Genomic DNA, 21,575 nt, shown 5'->3' on the forward strand with positions numbered 1-21,575 from the left:
GATTTAATGATGCTAAGTTCAGCACCATTCCCGCTTTAAAATATGATGACGATGGGCGGATTTATCAAATTAATCAAGACTGAAAAAATAGAAGTAAAACCGCCCCTAAAATGATAGTTTTTTTAACTAGCGATGCGATCTAATGCTCTTTTTCCTCCCCAACGTTCTACGATTTTATCATCATATTCATCGGCAATTTCTAACACCGCATTCACAGAAGCTTCTAACTCCAGTTTATCACAAGTTGAGCCAACAATGGTATGTTCAAAAACAATGTCTCCGTGTTCATCAATTCCAAAAGCCCCGAATCTCATAATGTTATTTTCTCGAAGCAGAAAATGTAGTAAATCTGGGGAAAGTTCTACATCGGTTACAACATAAGACCGGGCATTAATAACAGCATCATCTTTTTCCCAAGGAAACACAAATACCTCAACCAATGCTGAACCCATGACCATTGCTAATCCAGGGACATCTTCCCTAGCGCAAGGGAATTTGCCGTATAATTCTCGCATCCAGGTGGCAACTTTGTTGTAACAAGCTTCGTGCATTGCGGTTTGAAATTGCATGGTGAGATTTCTCCTGGTGATTTTTCCTTTGTTGTAACACTTTTGAGGTCAGGAAAACGAGGGTTTGTATTATTTCTCAACACGGGGATGAAATACGGGATTCAATTTGTTTAGTTCTGTGTAGAAGGGAGTTGTCCTAAGTTCTTAAACCATAGGTTGATTTGATCCGGTAAACTTAAGAATAGGAAATCCTAAGTTTAGTTTGATGGGAGGATGAACAATGGATGAAATGGCAACAGCTAATTTAATTGCTCAAGTTATTACAGTTATTGGTTCTTTGGGATTTTTCTTCGTGACGTTTCAAGCGTTGAAACAATTGGAGAAATAGGACAGGGGCAATGGGCAATGGGCAATTACGAATTACGAATTACGAATAGGGAATGGGGAAGAAAACTTTTATTTTCTGTCTTTTCTATTACCCATTGCCTATTGCCTATTACTTACTCTCTAAAATTTCAAATTCTAAATAATGACTTTTAGCAAAACTGTGGGTAAAGTGATCAACAAGATTAGTATCGATTAATTCTAAGTTATAAAAATCAACGGTTTCATGGGTAAAATACGGCCCAGCGTGCCACGTTCCGACTTCTAATTTAATAAAACAATTGCCTGGAATATGAAACGCGACTAAATCCTTTAAGGAGGGTTGATCATGTTTAGAGGGAGGACAAACAGCCATAAACCAATCTTTTCCTTCTAATGATCCTAAACATTGAGTACATTGACTGTGGCGAGTAATGTGATGAAATTTTAAACCTTTTTGTTGAACCCGCATAATATAAAAACGAGGGATACCGTTGTTTAAATTGAGTTGGGCATCCTCCTCGTTATATAATTTATCATCAGCCGAGGCTGAAATGACTTGTCCATAGGGTTTAAATTGTTCAGGAGTAATCCATTCAGCAGATAACTGTTGAATTTTGATTAATTCGCGCATTTGAACCTCAGCTTTTAAGAATTGAATATCAATGAATCAGTTTCTTTTAAGTAGACTGAAATTGAAATTCATTTTCATCTGCATAACGGTGTAAAAACCGCATGACTCGTTCAAATACTTCCTCTGAGTCTACTTCAAAGGTACATTCAACTTTAGATAGATCCTCATTCTCAGCAAAAAAGAATTTAACGCCACTGGGGGTGACTTTAATTTGTCCTTCTTCATCCCGAAGCCACAAATTCGTGATTTGCTTGCGATAGGCTCTTAATCGTTCTATGGCTTGAAGGTGCTCAAATACCAAGACAACGATTTTGGTCTGGGAATGTTTGAGTTTCCGCAGACTAATCCCACTAATTTCTTCATCTAATCCATCAATAAATTGTACAGAGGTTGTCATAGGATTTTCCCTCTAGTATTTTATTCTAGCTTATCTTGTTTTTCCGAAAAGCTCAATTCACTGAAAAAAAACTTATTGAATCAAGCATGATTTGAGCGGATTTGACCTATTTTGATAAGCAATTCCGCCTGTTAATTTACAATTGATAAATAATTTTAAAGGCTTGTGATGTACCAGGGATACTGGTTGAGAGGAGTTCGAGTTGAAGATCCGAACGTTTTTTGATTTGTTCAGTAACGGCTACGGTGGCTAAAATTTCCCAAGCTTTTCCAATATCTTCTCCCAATTTACTCGCCGCATTAACTTCAGCCCCGAAAATATCAGCATCGCCAATTTTTAAGATTCTCCCATACCCTAATCCAATAGATAATAAAATTTTTTCTTCATCGGTTTTATCTTGATTATAAGCTTGGGCTGCTTTTTGCATGGCGATCGCACAATCTATGGCTTTATTAACCCAGCGAAAAACAATCATTAAACTATCTCCTTCAGATTTGATTAAAATTCCATTATGTTCATCAATACAAGGAACAAATAATCGTTCAGACTCATAAATGAGTTGTAAAAAGTGAATGATTCCAAATTTTTCAACCCCTCGTGAAAACCCGCATAAATCCGTAAACATGATTGCCCAAACTTCTCCAAATAAATCCCAGATCTGAGCATCAATTTTTTCGGTATCAGCATCAGGGTTTAAACGTTCCTTGATTAATTTTTCCAATCGAATTTGAGAAGCACTGGTATGAATTTGATTAATATACATCATTAGCTATTTATGCCTAGAGATAGAAGCATGCAGGAAGGTGAGGAGACTCACTGTTTATCCCTAACCTTACTGATGTTTATTTTACCCCCTATTTTCTGATTTTGACTACTTCATTAACCTTGGAGTGCTGCATCTACTTGTTTAAAAAGTTCCTCTGGAGTTGAAGAATTATATAAAATTACGTCCGCCTGCTGACACTTTTCTTCTAATGACATTTGACTTTGAATTCGAGCTTGAGCTTCTTCAAAAGTTAAAATTCGATTAGAAATCATTTTTTCTCGTTGGATCAACCGAGAATATTGTTGTTTGGGAGGAGAATAAACCACCCAAATTTCAGTCACTAAATCCGTCATTTTGGATTCAAATAATAACGGAATGACTAACACTCCATCCGCATATTGGGGGGTGTTCCTATCAAGATTTTGGAGGATTTTCGCGTTTAATTGTTGAATATTGTTAACAAAACAATGGCGAACAAAGGGATGAATCTGTTGTTCTACCCAGGTTCTTGCTGATGAGTCTGAAAAAATCAGACTGGCTAATCGTTGGCGGTTTAAGTTACCATCAAAAAGTAAAATATCGTTCCCATAACGCTGAATAATTGACTGGAGAATGGGTGAACCGGGTTTCACTGCTTCCCTAGCATATAAATCCGCATCCCAAATGGGGAGTTGGTAAGTGTTAGCAAGATAGTTGGATACAGTCGTTTTACCAGTTCCTATCCCTCCGGTCAGACCAATTAAACGCATACTTTGGTTTTTCAATCTATAATATTATTAATGCGGTTTTAATCAGAATAATCTATTTGGGTAGCTTCTGTCGAGATATTAGTTGTAGATTTCCGGTTCGTGATTGTTCGTTAAAGGCATAAACCCCTATGCAGCCTAGACGTTTTTTAAAGTTAGTTTTAATCTCCCTACCGTTGACAGGATTATGGACGGTTGGGATGAATGGAGTTTGGGAAATATTCAGGGGGAATCAAAAGGTTATTTTTTCCCTCAATAAAGTTTTAGCACAATCTATTATTCCTGAAGCGAATAGTACCAATACCCTAACCAATTCCGTAGGAAATCGTGTTGATATTACTGGAGGTCAAGCTTCAGGAGATGGCGGAAATTTATTTCATAGTTTTACTCAATTTAACGTTCCCCAAGGTCAAACGGTCAATTTTGTTTCTAATCCTTCAATTCAAAATATTCTCAGCCGTGTAGTAGGAGGACAACCTTCATTAATTGACGGGTTAATTCAAGTCACCGGAGGTAATTCTAATCTCTTCATTTTAAATCCAGCCGGAATCATTTTTGGATCGGGAGCCCGTTTAGATGTTCCTGCTGCATTTACCGCTACAACTGCCACTGGAATTGGATTTAATTCAGGGTTTTTTAATGCTGTAGATTCTAATAATTATAACGCCCTTTCCGGTGAACCGAATACCTTTCTTTTTTCTACCTCCAATCCGGGTAATATTATTAATGCAGGAGAACTCACCGTTTCCTCTGGACAAACCTTAACCTTAGTCGGAGGAAATGTAATTAATACCGGAACTCTAAACGCACCAGGAGGACAAATTACAATTGCAGCGATTGAAGGAAATAACTTAGTTAGAATTAGTCAAGATGGCTATTTACTCAATTTAGAAATTGCCACCGTTACCCCGACTTCTGAAACCGAACAATCTGCCATTAATCCTCTTTCTCTCCCTGAATTATTAACAGGAACAGCAGAAAATAATCAAGCTTCTATTGTGAATATTTTACCCGATGGAACCGTAGAACTCACTGCTTCGAGTGCTAATTTACCACCTCAAGGAGGGGTAGCTTTAATTTCAGGTTTTTTGAATACCAGAAATACCAGTTTAGATTCATCATCCTCAACGCTTCCCCAAATCAATATTATTGGTAATGATATTCAATTATCGAACGCAGAAATTGATGCTTCTGCTGCTAACGGAGGGGGAACCATTAGAATTGGGAGTGACTATCAAGGAAATGGTTTTTTTCCTACGGCTTCCCGTACCTTCATTAATGATCAATCCACAATTGTAGCGGATGCCTTGAGCAATGGAAATGGGGGACGAGTAAGCATTGGTTCCCATGATTTAACTCGATTTTTTGGAAATATTAGTACCCAAGGATCTTCCAATTCCCAAACGAGTGAAGGATTAGGAGGATCTGCTACTATTTTTAGTCAAAATAATCTTAATATAGCTGGAAATATTAACCTCAAAGGAAGCGATGGAAAGCTAGGAAATTTAGTGATTAATGCAGCAGAAATTAATATAGGAAATCAGGATCAAAGCAATGCTAATATTACCCTATCGGATCAAACCCTAGAAGATTTTGCCACCACAGCAAATGTGATTATAGAAGCTAAAAATAATATTACCATTGCGGATCTAGCCGATAATGAATTAAGGTTTCCAGCCACCACAGGAACCTTAACTTTTACCGCCGATGCAGATCAATCAGGAAGTGGTGGATTTACCATGAATTCGGGAGATAACCTCCGCACGTCCGGTGCTGCTATTGCGATTACAGGTGTTAATTTAGTCACCGGGGATATAATCACTCAAGGGGGAAATTTAGACCTAACTGCAACAAATAATGGGGGAATTCGGACAGAAAATTTATCCACTTCTAACTCAGGAAATGGGGGAGATTTAACAATTAAAAGTGATCGGGATATTGTCACCGATAAGATTTCCACTTTTTCTAATAGAAATGGAAGCGGGGGGACAGTTAATTTAAGTACATTAAACCGAATTCAAACCAATAATATTAATACCTCTGGTCAAGTTCAAGCTGGAGATATTACCCTCAGCAGTTTACAAGGAGATATTATTTTAGAGGGAGATTCCTATAGTATTGATGCTACTTCTAGTCAGGGTTCAGGAGGGAATATTTTGGTGAATACTTCTCGGACTTTGACCACGAATTTAATTGATACTAGAGGTCAGGAAACCGGAGGAAATATTATCTTAAATGCAGAGTTAGCGACGGAAATTCAAGGACTGCGTACCGGGACATTTAATGGTTTAGAAAATGCGACTGGTAATATCGAAATTACCAGTGATGAAATTAATTTCACAGGGGGTCAAAACTCAATTCAAGGCAAAGGTCAAATTTTGTTACAACCTGCAACTAATGCTCAAGATATTGAAATCGCAGGTCAAAATAATAATGCAGAACTCACATTAAATTTATCTTCCAGTGATTTAAACAGTTTAGAAAATGGGTTTACGGAAATTATTATTGGAGGAGCTCAAAGCAAGGGTACAATTTTTATTGCCGGGAATATTTCATTTCAAGATCCCGTTGTCATCCAATCTCCTCAAGGCGGAATTGCCAGTGGAACGCCATTGCGTGAACAGTTTTATACGCTTACAGGATTAGATGATGCTAGTTTAAAGCTATTTGCCTCAGAAAATATTACCTTGGGAACCTTAGTTACAAACGGTCAAAATATTTTAATTACCAGTGAATTGGGAACTATTTCTACTCAAAACTTATCTACGGGGAATTCTGCCTCTGCTACAATTCAATTAACAGGAACAGAAATTAATTTATTAGGAGGATTAAATTCTATTCAGGGTTTAGGAACACTGCTTTTACAACCGAGTCGTAACACACAAGCCATAACGTTAGCGGGGTCGGAACAGTCTTCTAGCTTTGATATTAGTAGCCGAGATTTAGAAACTTTTGCCGACGGATTTAGTTCCATTAAAATCGGTCGTACAGATAGTATCAGTACCCTAACTTTAGCGGGAAATTCTACTATTTCTGATCCGCTCAATTTACAAGCACAATCTATTTTAGGAACAGGTCGTCTCACTGGTATTGATAACGCTTCTCTGACTTTATCCGCCGGATCTGATATTTTAATTGGGGATATGAGTACCCAAGGAGGAACGATTCAACTCAGTAGTTCCCAAGGAAATATTCGGACTGGCGCATTACAATTAGTTTCTGGAAATCCCGGAATTGGAGATATTAATTTATCAGCAGCCGGAAATATTGAAACCGGAGAAATTCGGGTTAATTCTGTGGAAAAAATTACAGGGAATAGTAACCTTTCCCTTAATGGTCAAGATATTAATTTAATGAGTCGCAATGGAACTATCAGAGTCAATGGTGAGATTAATAATTCATCTTTAGAGGGGGATACAGTTGCTATCGAATTGTTTGCACCCGGAGCAATTATAACCGGAAATATTACTGCCTATCGGGGGATTAATCTCACCAGTTCTCAAGGTCAAATTATCACGGGAAATCTACAAACCTTGCAAGGAATAGAAAAAAGTCAAGGAATTAGTTTAACAGGATATAGGGGTATTAAAACGGATAATATTAATACTACAACGCCTTCGGGAATGAGTAGTAATATTACTCTTAATAGTTTCACGGGGAGTGTACAGTCAGGAGACTTAAATACCGTCGGAATTACGCGGGGGGGGACTATTACTGTTGTTGCAGGCGATCGCATTAATACCGGAACAATTGATGCAAGTTCTCCCGAAGGAAGCAGTGGCAATATCGGTTTAAATGCGTCCCAAGATATTGATGTTATTTCTATTCGGGGGGAAGGAAAAACTCAAGGTGGTGATATTGGAATTGCCACTCACGGCTTATTTAGAGTAACAGGAACCTTTAATAGTCGCAATCAAATGAATGCCAGTATTTCCAGTGTAGGCGGAGAAGAAGGGGGATCTATTGTGATTCAACAAGGTGGCGATTATTGTAGCACTTCTGAATGTAGTAATATTCCCTTTACCGTCGGAAATGCAACTTTAAATGGAACCACTGGAGCGATTACCGATGGTAATTTAGTTACGATTTTACCTCCGACTAATACTAACCCTAATTCTACGGGAACAACCGGATCAACACAAGCTATTGTCAATCAAATTAATTCCGAATTACAAGTTAATAATCAAGATAACCAAACGCCACCTGTAACCCCTCAAACAGATGGAAGTACAACCCCAGTTTTAACCAATTCTACATCGGATTCTTCCTTAAATTCCACCTCGGAACCATCATCCCAACCAGAAGAAATTTCAGAAAACCCAATTATTCCTTTAAATACTCCCACTATTCCCACAGATCAAATTAGTTCAGGCTCCGTGATTTCCTCTTTAGCTCAAATTGATACGTTTCGAGGAATTGAATTTTCTAATTATTTAGGATCAAACTTAAAAAATCCCCCCGTTACAGATCAAAGTATTCGTAAAACCTTAAATGAAATTTATAAATTAACAAACTCTAAATCTGCTATTGTGTATGTATCGGCTCAATCTAATCAATTAGAATTAAGGTTGATTTTACCCGAAGGACAACCGATCTTTAAAAGTATCCCCGTTTCCAGAGAAACCGTATTAAAAACCGCTAGAACCTTTTCTAATCAAATTCGTTCCCCCGAAAATTTAGAAGATACCCGTTATAAAGAGAATGGTAAACAATTACATGATTGGTTAATTAAACCTCTGGAAAGCCAATTAGAAGCAGAAGGAATTAATACCCTGGTTTTTTCAATGGATACAGGATTAAGAACTCTACCCTTAGCCGCGTTATATAATGGTAAACAGTTTCTTGTAGAACGCTATAGTTTAGGGCTTATTCCGAGTTTAAGTTTAACTGATACGCGCTATGTTAATATTAAAAATTCAAAAGTTTTAGCGATGGGAGCTTCTATTTTCCCCAATTCTGATCAACAGCCTCTCCCGGCGGTTCCCCTGGAATTGAACTTAATTATTAATCAAAATATTTGGCAAGGGCTTTCGTTTTTAAATGATAAATTTACAATTGATAATCTCACATCCCAACGCAATCAACATCAATTTTCAATTGTTCACTTAGCAACACATGGAGAATTTCAAACGGGAGGGTCTGATCAATCTTATATTCAATTTTGGGATCAAAAATTACGCTTAACTGAACTCAGAAAGTTGAAATTACATCAACCTCCCGTTGAATTATTAGTTTTGAGTGCTTGTACAACGGCTGTGGGGGATGAAAAAGCAGAATTAGGCTTTGCAGGGTTAGCAGTTCAAGCCGGGGTTAAATCAGCTTTAGCGAGTTTATGGTATGTCAGTGATGCGGGCACATTAGGGTTAATGAATACCTTTTATGAAGCCTTATCAACGAGTCCGATTAAAGCAGAAGCTCTGCGACAATCTCAACTGGCAATGTTACAAGGAAAAGTTCGTTTACAACAGGGTTATTTAATCGATGAAACTGGAACTAAAACCGCTAAAATTCCTCTTCCCCCAGAAATTGCCTCTCGTGGAAATGTTAATTTATCTCATCCTTTTTATTGGGCAGGTTTTACGTTAATTGGTAGTCCTTGGTAAGATTAAATTTTGTTCAATACTATTTTTAATTCCAAGCTTAAGAAACCGGGTTTCTCTTTGAGATTGATTGTTTCCCATCAAGATATCTTCAGAAACCCGGTTTCTGGTTTCTATTGTTGTCCTTGTCGCCACATATTCGCCCTAGCAAAGGCTAAACCGCCCCGAATCATGGCATTATTAACTGGGGCAACGGAAAAGCGATCAAAGGGGTTCTCTGTGGACAGAGGAGCGAGGGAAATTTGATATCAGCTTGAGAGGTTGTTAGCAAATTCTTTGAATCATTAAGTTTGATTTTCTTTGCCTTGTTTGCTGAAGGTTTCGGCTTGATTTTCTATCACCCTTATTTTATAATTGAGAAACCTAAAAAATCGCTAAAATTTCACCTTTATGGATAGACGAACTTTTTTAAATTGGGTCGGGGTTGGATGCCTAGCAAGTTCTTTCCCTGTGGTACTTGCAACTTTTTCTCTAAAAGATCAGCAACCTGCTAATGCAGCTGACTATAAGCAACTTGCGACAGTCTCCCAATTAAAAAGTAGTGGCAAAATCTTGATCAAGTCAGGAGTCCCTACCCCTGTGTTGCTGGTGCTTCCTAATCCTCAAAATGCCACTAATGTGCTCGCAGTTAATCCCACCTGTACACATCAAGGCTGTACTGTGGACTGGAATTCCAGTCAATCTAGCTTTGTTTGTCCTTGCCACAATTCTCGTTTTGATCAAGGTGGAGACGTGGTGCGAGGCCCTGCCACTGCACCCCTGGACACCTATGATGTTAAGATTGACGGCGATCTGATTTTGGTGGCCGTTTAATCCCCATAACTTTGTAGCTAAGGTTTGGGTAAAAACTTGAGACACAAAGCTTTTTGTATTCTCATTAATCAAATCAATAAAATCCCCTTAATATTCATCATACAATTGCGCTAACGTTTTCATAATCTTCAACTTCTTTGCAAATACTAATTAACCGTAGCAAATAATCCCAGAGAAACCGAGTTTCTTTTTAAGATTCATTCAATCAAATCAAGATAGTTTTAGAAACCCGGTTTCTGGGGATACTGTTAGAATTCCCCTTGAGATATCCATGCACCCCAAAAATAGGGATGGGATAATAATTGATAATTGGGGTTATTTTCGATAAACCCTTTGGGAATTACTCTTTCCTCAATAAACTCATCCAGAATATGACAACCCAGGGGAATTTGTTGTAAGTCTTGAATGGTAATTGTGCGGATATAATGTTGGGCTTTTAATAATGCTTCTCGTTTCCCTAAACCCGTTTCTACTAAGGTTAAAAATTGATCCATGAGTAACAGGGAGGCACGGGTGGGAACTGACCATAAACTCATAATTAATGCTTGACATCCGGCAACGGCAAACGCTCGACGTAAGCCAAATACACCCTCTCCTAATTGTACATCTCCTAATCCGGTTTGGCAAGCAATTAATATCGTTAATTGATTATCCCATAAATCAATACCAGCGACATCTTGAGCTAATAAGACTCCTTTACCTGCTTCTGTGGGTAATAGTTGTCCTTGTCGCCATGTATTCGCCCCAGCAAAGGCTAAACCGCCCCGAATCATGGCATTATTAACTGGGGCAACGGAAAAGCGATCAAAGGGGTTTTCTGTGGGCAGAGGGGCGGGGGAAATTTGATATTGGGTGGAGAGTTTGTTGGCAAAGTTTTTTAACCATTGGGCTTGATTTTCTTTGCCTTGTTTGCTGAAGGTTTCGGCTTGATTTTCCATCACTAACAGCAGTTGAGAGTTGATTAAGTTTTTATTTTTGGCTAAGATTTGATCTTCTTCTCCTGCGGGTGAGGTTTGTAATTCATCCATGAGTTTAATATAGGGATTTTCGGATTCAAAATAACCGTGAGTTGCAATTAATAAAATCCCTGGACAAGTTTTTTGAGAAAACAGAGGTTCTAAAGCGCGATCGCCTAAATACAAGTTAGAAATATTCAGTTTTTCTGCTATACTTTTAGCGAGGGTTTCCGTTTCGGGAAGGGGATCAAATTCTTCTGAGGATAAACTTTGAAATACGGGTTTTGGACTGGAAGATGGGACTCCCGATTGAGTTAAACCTTTGGTTTTTGGTTTTGCTGAACTGGGAGGATGGGGATAGTTAAAATTGGGATTGGCAATAATTAAGGGTTCGGCGGGAATGCGATCGCTTTTAATTTTCCATCTTAAGACATCTCGCCCACTACTGAGATAACTGATTTGATAGTGATCTCTTAACAGTTGGTTTCCGGTTTCATCGAGGGGTAAAACGCCAAAGGGAATCAAGCTTAAACTAAAGTCGGGGGCAATAAAAATGTTTTGATTCGGTTGCAGAAGTGGAAGCAGAGGATCAAAGATTTTTTCTCTTAAAGCGTTGGGATATTGGGGTTGATATTGATAATTGTTTAATTCTGTTTGACTCGCTTTTTTCGCGCCTCCCCTTGCCATTGTTTCTGGGGGTTGGGGATTGTTTTCTAAAGATAAAACCTGTCGTACTTTATCAATTAAGTCGTCAATGGGTTGTGCTTCTCCTAATGAAATCATCTGCACCGCATCGGGATTTTGGGCAGGTAAAATAAACACCCAATATTCGGCAGATTTCCAGTTTTCACCTTTGGGGGCAGTAAAATCATAACGATCAAACCGCACATATTCTACTAATACCGTATTAGCGGGTAATTCCAAAGCAACCGCCCGACGGTCAAGGGTTTGATGGTCGAGTTGAATTTCAGGAACTTGGGCGGCGAGTTGCTTTTCTAACTGTTGACATTGTTGTTCTAATTCCGCAAGATCGTTTTGATATTGTTGCCAACGATTGCGATAAGTTTCTATGGGAGTTTGTGCATCGGGAAGGGGTGGGTTATAGATGCGGTGAAACAGTTGTTCTTGCAAGGAACGAAGTTTATTAAACTGGGGTTTGAGGTGGGAATAGCGTTGACTGTGGATGGCAAAATTAAATGCGGCTAATGCGGCGGCGGTGAGAGATTTTCGTTTGAGAACGATATCTAAGGCTTTTTGGACTTGTTCGGGAGAGTTGGAGAAATATTGAGAGACTAAGGATAGAAAACCATCAAATTTTTTTCTATTATTTTTAATGGATTGCAATCGTTCTTGTTCTGAACTAAAAGCAAAATTACGTTGAATCAAGCGAGTTTCCATTGCGATCGCTTGTTGCATTTGATCAAATGCCTCTTGGGGTCGGTTTGTAGCAACAAACAGTAATGACCAGTTATTGAGACTGAGTACAACATCAGGATGGTCGCCCTGAAATAGGCGTTTTTTAATCTCTAATGCTTGTTTGCAGAGGGGTTTGGCTTTTTCGTAGTGTCCTTGCTCGCCGTAGATATATGCCAAGTTATTCAGACTGAGTGCTACATCAGGATGGTCGCCCTGAAATAGGCGTTTTCTCATCTCTAAGGCTTGTTGCAAGAGGGGTTCAGCTTTCTCATAGCGTCTTGGCTCGCTGTAGAGTGCTGCCAAGTTATTCAGACTTTGTGCTACATCAGGATGGTCGCCGTTAAATAGGCGTTTTATCATTTCTAATGCTTGTTGCAAGAGGGGTTCGGCTTTCTCGTCGCGTCCTTGACAGTGGTAGAGAACACCCAAGTTATTCAGACTTTGTGCTACATCAGGATGGTCGCCGTTAAATAGGCGTTTTCTCATTTCTAATGCTTGTTGCAAGAGGGGTTCAACTTTCTCATAGCGTCCTTGCTCGTTGTAGAGTGCTGCCAAGTTATTCAGACTATTTGCTACATCAGGATGGTCGCCCTGAAACAGACGTTGCCACATCTCTAGTGCTTGTTGGTAGATCGGCTCGGCTTTCTCGTAGCTTCCTTGCTCGTCGTAGATATATGCCAAGTGATTCAGACTTTGTGCTACATGAGGATGGTCGCCCTGAAATAGGCGTTGTGACATCTCTAATGCCTGTAGACCAAGGAGTTCAGTTTCGGAGTAGCGTCCTTGCTCGTTATAGATATATGCTAAGTTATTCAGACTTTGTGCTACATGAGGATGGTCGCCCTTAAATAAGCGTTGCCCCATCTCTAATGATTGCTGGTAGAGGAGTTCGGCTTTCTCGTAGCTTCCTTGGGATTTGTAGAGAGCGCCCAAGTTATTCAGACTGGCTGCCACATCAGGATGGTCGCCGTTAAATAGGCGTTGCCACATTTCTAATGCTTGTTGCAAGAGGGGTTCGGCTTTCTCGTAGTTTCCTTGGGATTTGTAGAGAGCACCCAAGTTATTCAGAGTATTTGCCACATCAGGATGGTCGCCGTTAAATAGGCGTTTTCTCATCTCTAATGCTTGTTGGTAGAGGGGTTCGGCTTTCTCGTAGCGTCCTTGGGATTTGTAGAGAACGCCCAAGTTATTCAGACTGGCTGCCACATCAGGATGGTCGCCGTTAAATAGGCGTTGTGACATCTCTAATGCCTGTTGCAAGAGAGGTTCGGCTTTCTCGTAGCTTCCTTGGGATTTGTAGAGAGCGCCCAAGTTATTCAGAGTATTTGCCACATCAGGATGGTCGCCCTCAAATAGGCGTTTTCTCATCTCTAATGCCTGTTGCAAAAGGGGTTCGGCTTTCTCGTAGCGTCCTTGCTCGTCGTAGAGCATTGCCAAGTTATTCAGACTGGTTGCCACATCACGATGGTCGCCTTGAAATAGACGTTTTTTCATCTCTAAGGCTTGTTGGTAGAGGGGTTCGGCTTTCTCGTAGCGTCCTTGCTCGTTGTAGAGTGATGCCAAGTTATTCAGACTGAGTGCCACATCAGGATGGTCGCCCTGAAATAGGCGTTTTTTCATCTCTAATGCCTGTTGGTAGAGGGGTTCAGCTTTCTCGTAGCGTCCTTGGGAGTTGTAGATATATGCCAAATTATTCAGACTGGATGCCACTTTGGGATGATCGCCCTTAAATAGGCATTGCAACATCTCTAATGCCTGTTGGTATAGGGATTCAGCTTTCTCGTGGTGTCCTTGCTCGTTGTAGAGTGATGCCAAGTTATTCAGAGTATTTGCCACATCAGGATGATCGCTCTTAAATAGGCGTTTTGTCATCTCTAATGCCTGTTGCAAAAGGGGTTCGGCTTTCTCGTAACGTCCTTGGGACTTGTAGAGTAATGCCAAGTTATTTAGAGTATTTGCCACATCAGGATGGTCGCCCTCAAATAGGCGTTTTTTCATCTCTAATGCCTGTTGGTAGAGGGGTTCGGCTTTCTCGTGGTGTCCTTGCTCGTTGTAGAGTGATGCCAAGTTATTCAGAGTATTTGCCACATCAGGATGATCGCTCTTAAATAGGCGTTTTGTCATCTCTAATGCCTGTTGGTAGAGGGGTTCAGCTTTCTCGTAGCGTCCTTGCTCGTTGTAGAGTGATGCCAAGTTATTTAGAGTATTTGCCACATCAGGATGGTCGCCCTCAAATAGGTGTTTTTTCATCTCTAATGCCTGTTGGTAGAGGGGTTCAGCTTTCTCGTAACGTCCTTGGGACTTGTAGAGTAATGCCAAGTTATTCAGACTGGTTGCCACATTCGGATGGTCGCCTGAGTAAAGGGATTGAACTAGGATTAATGCTTGTTCAGCAATCTCTACTGCTTCGTTGAACTTCCCTTGATGATAAAGTTCAATAACCTGTTGATTGAGTTGTTGTAATACTTGTTCAACAATCTCTATCGCTTCATTAAATTTTCCTTGATTAAAAAGTTCCAAAGCTTGTTGATTTAGCTGTTCCCAAGCATTATCTCCGTTCATTTTTCCCCTCCTCTCTGGTTTTTAGTATTAATCACTAAATATTCCGTATATAACACATCAGCGTTAGGTTGCTGCTGCAAATAGTCCAACACTTCCGCTAAATGGTCTTGACTCAGTTCTAAAGCTTCTTCGCGGCTATCTTCCAACCACTGCAAGGGGGGTAACTCCGGCGTAATCACCGCAACCAGTTGTTCCCAGCCTAGCTCATCGGAGCCAAAATATTGATATTCGGAGTGGGGATGGGGTAACTTCGTCTCTTTCCCCGGATACTCGGACTCTGGGGCAAACTCCGAAGGACACAAACAAACAATAGTTCCGTTAGGTTCCCGTTCAAATAACATTAAATGCCCTGGTTTGGGAAAATCAACCCGATAAATTAAATTGCTATTAACCGGAATTTCGTGGCGTTTGCGGTTGGGTCTAGCCCCCATATTTCCTAAAGCGGGTATTTCGACCGTTAATCCTTCTTGATGAGCAACTTTTTCCTTTAATTTCTGCCAACATTCATCAATGGATTTCGGTTTGATTAAACCCTGTTCTTTTGCCCATATTTTAAACATTTCCTCGCGTAACCAGTATCGGCAATTTTTCCACCGATCTGCACCTTTACTAGCTGGACATCCCATTTCTTCGAGTTTATCACAAATAGAAGCTAAGGTTTGCCGAAAAATTTGACCTACATCTTGGCTTTTTTCCTGATCAATTAAATATTTTGTCAATTTATCAGCAAGTTTCTGATGAAGGCAACCATCATTATCTTTAATAAAGCGTTTGCGAAAAACGACTTCTTGTTTCCCCGAAAACTTAAAGCGATTAATCATGGCATCGATAAAATCGCCTTCATATTCATCATACAATTGTGTTAACGTTTTCATAATCTTAAACTCCTTTGCAAATACCAATTAACCGTAGCAGATAACCCCAGAGAAACCGGGTTTCTCTTTCAGATGAATTGTATCCCTTCAAGATTTCTTCAGAAATTCGGTTTCTAGGAGCGATCGCACACCATCAAGAAACCGGGTTTCTCTTGGAGATTGATTGTATCCTTTCGAGATTTCTTCAGAAACCCGGTTTCTGTGTCCCCATCTGTCCGAGAATTAAATTGTTATTCTTTTTATAGCATTTAGCTTTTCAAATATCAAGGATAATTACAAAAACCGACAAAAATCGACATCGACAAAAACCGACAAAAACAGATGTTTTAAACTTGCTATTTAAAATTAAGAACGCTAGATTAAAAGTGCCTCGAAAATCAATAACGGATCTATAAATTCAGGAGAAACTATTATGCAACATCATCTCGTACATCAAGATCCTCATACGGCTGTTGTTCAAACTGCATTTTTCGGGCCGATCAAATTAGGGGCTTGGGCTGGTTCTGCGATTGGTGGCCCAGTTGGTGCTACTGTTGGAGGAATTTTGGGCGGTGTCATCGGTGCTGTGATGGTTTCCTCTATGTTTGAACATCACCAACCCTCTTACTCTGGAAGCTTGCATCTTAAAAAATTACACTAGATCGCTCACCAAGACTCAAGAAACCGGGTTTCTGATTGAGATTAATTCTATCAAATCAAGATAGTTTTAGAAACCCGGTTTCTGGGGTGCGATCGCAAACAATCAAGAAACCGGGTTTCTCTTTGAGATTAATTCTATCAAATCAAGATAACTTCAGAAACCCGGTTTCTGGGGTACTCACTTTCAAGTTGAGAAACCGGGTTTCTCTTCGAGATTGATTTTATCCTATCAAGATAGTTTTAGAAACCCGGTTTCTGGGGTACTCACTTTCAAGTTTAGAAACCGGGTTTCTCTTTAAGATTAATTGTATCGCATCAACATCTCTTCAGAAACCCCGTTTCTGTGTTACCATTTAGTCGCTTTTAAATTATCAAGTAATATCACGAAAATCGATAAAAATAGACATCGACAAAAAACTATATTTACCTACACCCAATCTCTACAATATATCTTACCTTTGTTAATGAAAGGGGGGCAGGTTTCCTAAAAACCTAATGTTCTTACAAAGAACCTGGATTAATCTGTTCTCTCCTATCAACAGTATTAAATCAAAGGAATACAACCATGAAAACTTCAATAATTCAAAGAATTTTATTGTGGTGTGCAGGTGTTGATATAAAGTTATTGGAAAATTGCAATTCAGACAAAGAACGTCATAAATATAGTGCCATAGGATTGTCAATTTTATTAACCACCGCCTGTGCAGTTTTATCAGGAGGTTATGCCTTTTATACCATCTTCAAAAACCCCCAATATGCCCTGATGTTTGGATCGTTTTGGGGATTGCTAATTTTCAATATGGATCGAGTTATTATTATTACGACCCATAAAGAAAGCAAGATCAGCCTTCAACAAATGGGCATGGCAACGGTTCGGATTTTAGTTGGATTGTTAATTGCAGTTGTGGTGGCTAAACCCTTAGAAGCCAAAATGTTTGAAAAACCCATTCGAGCAGAATTAATGGAACAAAATGCTCAAATTGCCAGTGAAATGAATAAAAAAATTAATCAGGGAATGCCAGAAATTGATGAATTACAAGGGGAAAATCAACGCTTAGAAAACACAATCTTTGAGAAAACCAAAAATCGAGATATGTTATGTGATCAAGCTATGAAAGAAGCGGATGGAATTAGTGGTACAGGCAAGGAAGGAAAAGGCCCTGTTTATCAAGAAAAGCTACAGCTTTGTGAACAACAGAAACAAGAGTTAAAAGCTTTACAAGACAAAACTGAGCCAATTTTAGAAGAAAATCGTCAGCGTATTCGTGAACTCAAATCTCAAAGAGATCAGCAATTCCAAACTGTTAAAGCCAGCCGAGAGGATGCTGATGATATTTTAACCCAGTTAAACGTTCTCAAACAATTAGCGAAAGAAAATCAAGCGATCGCCCATGCCAGTCACGCTATTTCTTTGTTATTTATTATCATTGATACAGCCCCCATTTTTGCAAAGTTAATGGCTAAACGTGGCCCCTACGATGCCCGGTTAGAACAGGTCGAATCTGAAGAAATATTGAGGGCTGATCAAGATCGAGAGTATTTCCCAACTCAACTTAAACAAGAACAAGACAGGGAGAGACAATTTTATCAACAAACCTTGGATGACGCTTACAACAGTCCAGAAATGAAACAAGTCAAAACTGAACTATCTGAAGAAATTGTCAAGCGCACTCGTAAGAAGTTAATTAATCAAGTCAATCCTTTTTTTTTAAACATCTAAACCCCTATTTTGAGGAGGCTTTTAAACGGGTTCAAGCAGAAGTTGAAAAATTCAAAACTAAAAGTCTCCGCCTCCATAAAAAAGTTAACTCCTTTATAGAATATGCCACTAAAACCCTGAAAGACTATATCAACAAGACTATTCTTTAACTAGAAACCGGGTTTCTTCAAGAAATCCGGTTTCTGAACAAATTAGTTCTGCACAAAAATCGATATTTCTCGACAGACAAATCATCAAAGATTGAATATCTTATAAATATCAGGTTACTTACAGGTTAAAAAATTATGTCTAATCTTGAAAAAAGAAAACCGATGGAGTTAGTTAAGCAACAACAAGGTTTAGAAATCGTTGCTTCTCCAATTGTTCGCCTGACGGATCAAGCCCAAGTTGCCATTGATTCTGTGATGGTAAAACGAGAAGGATTTTTACAACGATTTTTTCCCGACGCGGCGACTCGTGCTGTTATTCAAGGGGAATTAGCCTTAATTAAAGATGAATTTGAATTCCGAAAACGGGCATTAGAAAAGGTGCGAGAAACCCAAATTCAATCTTTAACTGAACATTGCAATCAATATTTAGTTCGGGAAAAAGCAGCCATTCGCAGTGCAACAGCCGCCTTTTTACTAGAGAAAAAAATGGAGTTAGAAAATAAAATCAATTCTCTATTTGAAGAATTCATTAGCCGTCTGGAAATCCAAATGGCTCAAGCTGAAATGATTACAAACCCAACCTTAAAACGAGTTCGCCAAACTCAATTAGAAAAATCCGTTGAAGATTTTGCAGAACTACAAAATTGTTTAGTTGATCAATTTCAACGCATTGTTTCTGAAGGCGTTTAATCTCAATAAACCGGGTTTCTAATTGTTGAGAAACCTGGTTTTTAAGGCGCGATCGCATTATTCTAACTATAATTCGTAGGGTGCGTAAGCAACGCGCACGCACCATCTACTATCATTTTACAACCCAGATCGCACTGAAGCACAACAACGGGGTTAAGGTTTTATAGCAATAATCGTGCGATGGCGGGGGTCACTGGGAAGGGTTATTTTATAATCAAACCCAACCTCTTTTAAGGTATTTTCTACATCAAAAGTATAATATTCATCACTCCAGGGTTCGGTACTTTTCATCAGAATAAATAACGCTGGAGGTAAATTTTGAATCACTTCTGATTTCGGATTATTATCGACAATGGCTAAACAGCCACCCGGACGTAAAATTCTGAACGCTTCTTGAAAAATATCTCGACTGGGTTTATTCGGGAGTTCATGTAACAAAAATTGCAGGGTAACAACATCAAAACTATTATCAGGAAAACTCGTATTTTCAGCGAGTTCCTGTCTCCATTCGGCGATTTCTCCCTGGGTATCTCGAACTTTTGCTACCGCTAACATATAGGGGGATAAATCTAACCCCACTGTTCTAATATTATGACCGTATTTTTGAACTAAATAGCGATGTAATGGGAGAGTTGACATCCCCACAGAACAACCAATATCTAATACATTCTCCACACTTTCAGGACAATATTTGCCTAAGATTTCATGGAAGCTAGACCGTAACCGATGTTCTGCGGTTTCCCAGGTAATTTGTTCTTTCGGCCAGACTCGCAAACCCATTGCTTTTGTTGCAGGTTCAGCTTCAAAGGCGGCTAACCAACAGAGATTTCCTTCATCATAAGCATGAAAGGGAACTTGATAATAATCGGGATATTGAATATTAGGATTAGTAACACTTTCTAACAGTTCCTTCGCGCCTGCTTTGTCTAATTCTTGGCAAGTTTTCCGCCACTGAACTCCATTTTTTTCTGCTGTTTTAATTAAAACTTGTCTCGCTTGAAGCTTCATTAAGTTATAAAGCGGTTTGGTTTGAATTAAAACGTTAACAATTTGAGACAGAAAATCTTCTCCTGCCCAGTCTGGTTTTAGTTTGGCGTTAATCATGGTTTGAAAATGAATGATATATAGCAAGTCTTAAGCTATCATAAAATGTTTCATGAAGATCCTTCAGTGTATCCTGTCTTTTTCAACCATTGGCGAAGTTGAGGAAAAAATTGATTTCTGTCAGGGTTTTGATACAGTTCTTCAATCGTTTTCCAACCTGCATTGGCGTCACCTAATAAATACTGTTGGGCTAAATAAGCGGCTACCACTGCTTTTAAATCTTGTTTCAGGCGACGACGTTTATTGATTTCTTGCAATAAAACCGAATTATGCTCTTTGAGAAACTCCTTATATTGTTGAGTTACATCTTGAAATTCTCCAAACTGATATTGAAAAATCTGTAATGGGAGTTGTTCTGGAGTATAAGCTTGAAATTGTTGGCTAAATCGTTGATCATAATGAATCAAAATCGGGGTTTCTAGGTTCTCTGTATTCAATCGATAGGACGTTAAACCCCATTTTTGTTGCACATCTCGATATTCTTTTTTTATGGGGCTATATCGATAAATAACCGAAGAGTAACTTTTACGATTGTTATCCTCATCAATTAATAAATCTACTAAAATTTCAGGTTCTTTATCATTATCTAAATCTAACACTTTAAAATCAAGGACTCTCCCGGTTTTAACGGTTTTAACCCCTGGTGCTGCTAAAGTTGCCATTGTCACAACATCTTCAGAAACTAACTCTCCTTTTCTAGTAATTTTAATTTGCATTAACTGAATTGTACTCTCGGAATCTGCTAATAATTCAGCTTTAATATCCCCTAATTTTGCAGTTTTTTGTACCTTTAAATCCTTAATTTCGGGATAGGATTCCGGTCTGGATTCAATGGGAGGGGTTGTTTGGGGTTGCATTGTAACCGCAGGGGTTGATGGTTTCGGTTTGGGTTCTGACTGGGCTTGTGAAGGTTCAGAAATTGCAACTCTAGCAATATATTGAGTGGGAACTAAGGCTTGTTTTTGATCTGCGGAAATGGCTTGACAAACGAAAGTCGCAACTTCTGCACGAGTCGCAGGTTTATTGGGGTTTAATCGTCGAACATTGGGATAATTAACGACTAACCAGTTTTCTGCTGCGGTTGCGATCGCTTTTTTTGCATATTCAGGAATATCTGACCCATCCTCAAATATTTGGGTTAATTGTTGAGAGGAAACTTGACTTGGTTTATAATCTAAACCATTAACTAAGGCGACTAAGGCTTGTACTCTAGGGATATTTAATAACGGATTAAAAATACTGCCTAAATATCCTGACATAAACCCTCTTTGATTAACATTTTGGATGGCTTTATAAGCCCAATAATCCGTAGGGACATCCACAAAATCAATGGCTTTTTCAGTTTTAGGAATTTTAGGAAAAGCTTGACTGATAATCGCCGCAAATTCTGCTCGATTTACGGGTTCATCGGGACGAAAAGTATCATCTTCATAATAGCCTTTAACAATATTTTTTTGAGCTAATTCTTCAATACAGTTTTGCGCCCAATGACCTTTTATATCCTCAAAGGTTTTAGGATTTTGGGCTAAAACGGGATAAACTAAGGGTAAAGATTTATGAGTTAAGATGACTCCTAAAAGAACAACAATAAATAATTTAAGCTGGGGAAGGTAAAATTTCTTTTTCATATTACTCC

The 21,575-nt window shown here is 39.0% G+C and carries 14 protein-coding genes; 5 read left to right on the top strand and 9 right to left on the bottom strand.

Translation table 11 applies throughout. From position 1 onward, the window contains the following. Positions 1–122 precede the first annotated feature (122 nt). The 5 genes from NMK36_RS06045 to coaE form a co-directional block, all read right to left on the bottom strand. Positions 123–569, bottom strand: a complete 447-nt coding sequence (locus tag NMK36_RS06045) for a T3SS (YopN, CesT) and YbjN peptide-binding chaperone 1 (RefSeq protein WP_072717244.1) — start codon at positions 567–569, stop codon at positions 123–125. A 436-nt stretch (positions 570–1,005) separates the two neighbouring features. Further along, positions 1,006–1,506, bottom strand: a complete 501-nt coding sequence (locus tag NMK36_RS06050; protein WP_254173297.1) for an ureidoglycolate lyase — start codon at positions 1,504–1,506, stop codon at positions 1,006–1,008. A 46-nt stretch (positions 1,507–1,552) separates the two neighbouring features. Next, complete coding sequence (gene psb28 / locus NMK36_RS06055) at positions 1,553–1,903, bottom strand: photosystem II reaction center protein Psb28 (RefSeq protein WP_072717242.1); 351 nt, start codon at positions 1,901–1,903, stop codon at positions 1,553–1,555. A 136-nt stretch (positions 1,904–2,039) separates the two neighbouring features. Further along, positions 2,040–2,669, bottom strand: a complete 630-nt coding sequence (locus NMK36_RS06060; RefSeq protein WP_254173298.1) for an adenylate/guanylate cyclase domain-containing protein — start codon at positions 2,667–2,669, stop codon at positions 2,040–2,042. Positions 2,670–2,782: 113 nt separating this feature from the next. After that, positions 2,783–3,418 (bottom strand): dephospho-CoA kinase, encoded by a 636-nt coding sequence (coaE, locus tag NMK36_RS06065; RefSeq protein ID WP_254173299.1) that lies wholly within the window; start codon positions 3,416–3,418, stop codon positions 2,783–2,785. Positions 3,419–3,546: 128 nt separating this feature from the next. Here coaE and NMK36_RS06070 point away from each other — a divergent pair, with 128 nt between their 5' ends. Further along, complete coding sequence (locus NMK36_RS06070) at positions 3,547–9,018, top strand: CHAT domain-containing protein (RefSeq protein WP_254173300.1); 5,472 nt, start codon at positions 3,547–3,549, stop codon at positions 9,016–9,018. 447 nt (positions 9,019–9,465) lie between these two features. Beyond that, complete coding sequence (locus NMK36_RS06075; protein WP_254173301.1) at positions 9,466–9,828, top strand: ubiquinol-cytochrome c reductase iron-sulfur subunit; 363 nt, start codon at positions 9,466–9,468, stop codon at positions 9,826–9,828. 248 nt (positions 9,829–10,076) lie between these two features. Here NMK36_RS06075 and NMK36_RS06080 read toward each other — a convergent pair whose 3' ends face one another. Both NMK36_RS06080 and NMK36_RS06085 read right to left on the bottom strand, forming a co-directional pair. Beyond that, positions 10,077–14,762, bottom strand: a complete 4,686-nt coding sequence (locus tag NMK36_RS06080) for a CHAT domain-containing protein (RefSeq protein WP_254173302.1) — start codon at positions 14,760–14,762, stop codon at positions 10,077–10,079. Further along, positions 14,759–15,637, bottom strand: coding sequence for a DUF4384 domain-containing protein (locus NMK36_RS06085; protein ID WP_254173303.1), 879 nt, complete (start codon positions 15,635–15,637; stop codon positions 14,759–14,761). The genes NMK36_RS06080 and NMK36_RS06085 overlap by 4 nt, the downstream gene beginning before the upstream one ends. Positions 15,638–16,049: 412 nt before the next feature. Between NMK36_RS06085 and NMK36_RS06090 the strand changes: the two genes are divergently transcribed. The 3 genes from NMK36_RS06090 to NMK36_RS06100 all read left to right on the top strand — a co-directional run bounded on the left by NMK36_RS06090 (position 16,050) and on the right by NMK36_RS06100 (position 18,835). Then, positions 16,050–16,277: a hypothetical protein gene (locus NMK36_RS06090; protein WP_254173304.1), complete on the top strand. Its 228-nt coding sequence runs from the start codon at positions 16,050–16,052 to the stop codon at positions 16,275–16,277. Positions 16,278–16,841: 564 nt separating this feature from the next. Then, positions 16,842–17,996: a DUF4407 domain-containing protein gene (locus NMK36_RS06095; protein WP_254173305.1), complete on the top strand. Its 1,155-nt coding sequence runs from the start codon at positions 16,842–16,844 to the stop codon at positions 17,994–17,996. A 284-nt stretch (positions 17,997–18,280) separates the two neighbouring features. Beyond that, positions 18,281–18,835: a hypothetical protein gene (locus tag NMK36_RS06100; RefSeq protein ID WP_254173306.1), complete on the top strand. Its 555-nt coding sequence runs from the start codon at positions 18,281–18,283 to the stop codon at positions 18,833–18,835. A gap of 153 nt (positions 18,836–18,988) precedes the next feature. Here the strand turns inward: NMK36_RS06100 and NMK36_RS06105 are convergent, their stop codons facing one another. Together NMK36_RS06105 and NMK36_RS06110 are read right to left on the bottom strand one after the other, a co-directional pair. After that, a complete protein-coding gene (locus NMK36_RS06105) occupies positions 18,989–19,939 on the bottom strand; it encodes a class I SAM-dependent methyltransferase (protein WP_254173307.1) in 951 nt (316 codons plus the stop codon). A 50-nt stretch (positions 19,940–19,989) separates the two neighbouring features. Then, positions 19,990–21,567, bottom strand: a complete 1,578-nt coding sequence (locus NMK36_RS06110) for an S-layer homology domain-containing protein (RefSeq protein ID WP_254173308.1) — start codon at positions 21,565–21,567, stop codon at positions 19,990–19,992. Between the last annotated feature and the right edge of the window lie 8 nt (positions 21,568–21,575).

This window comes from Planktothrix pseudagardhii, assembly GCF_904830925.1.
Classification (GTDB): Bacteria; Cyanobacteriota; Cyanobacteriia; order Cyanobacteriales; family Microcoleaceae; genus Planktothrix; species Planktothrix tepida.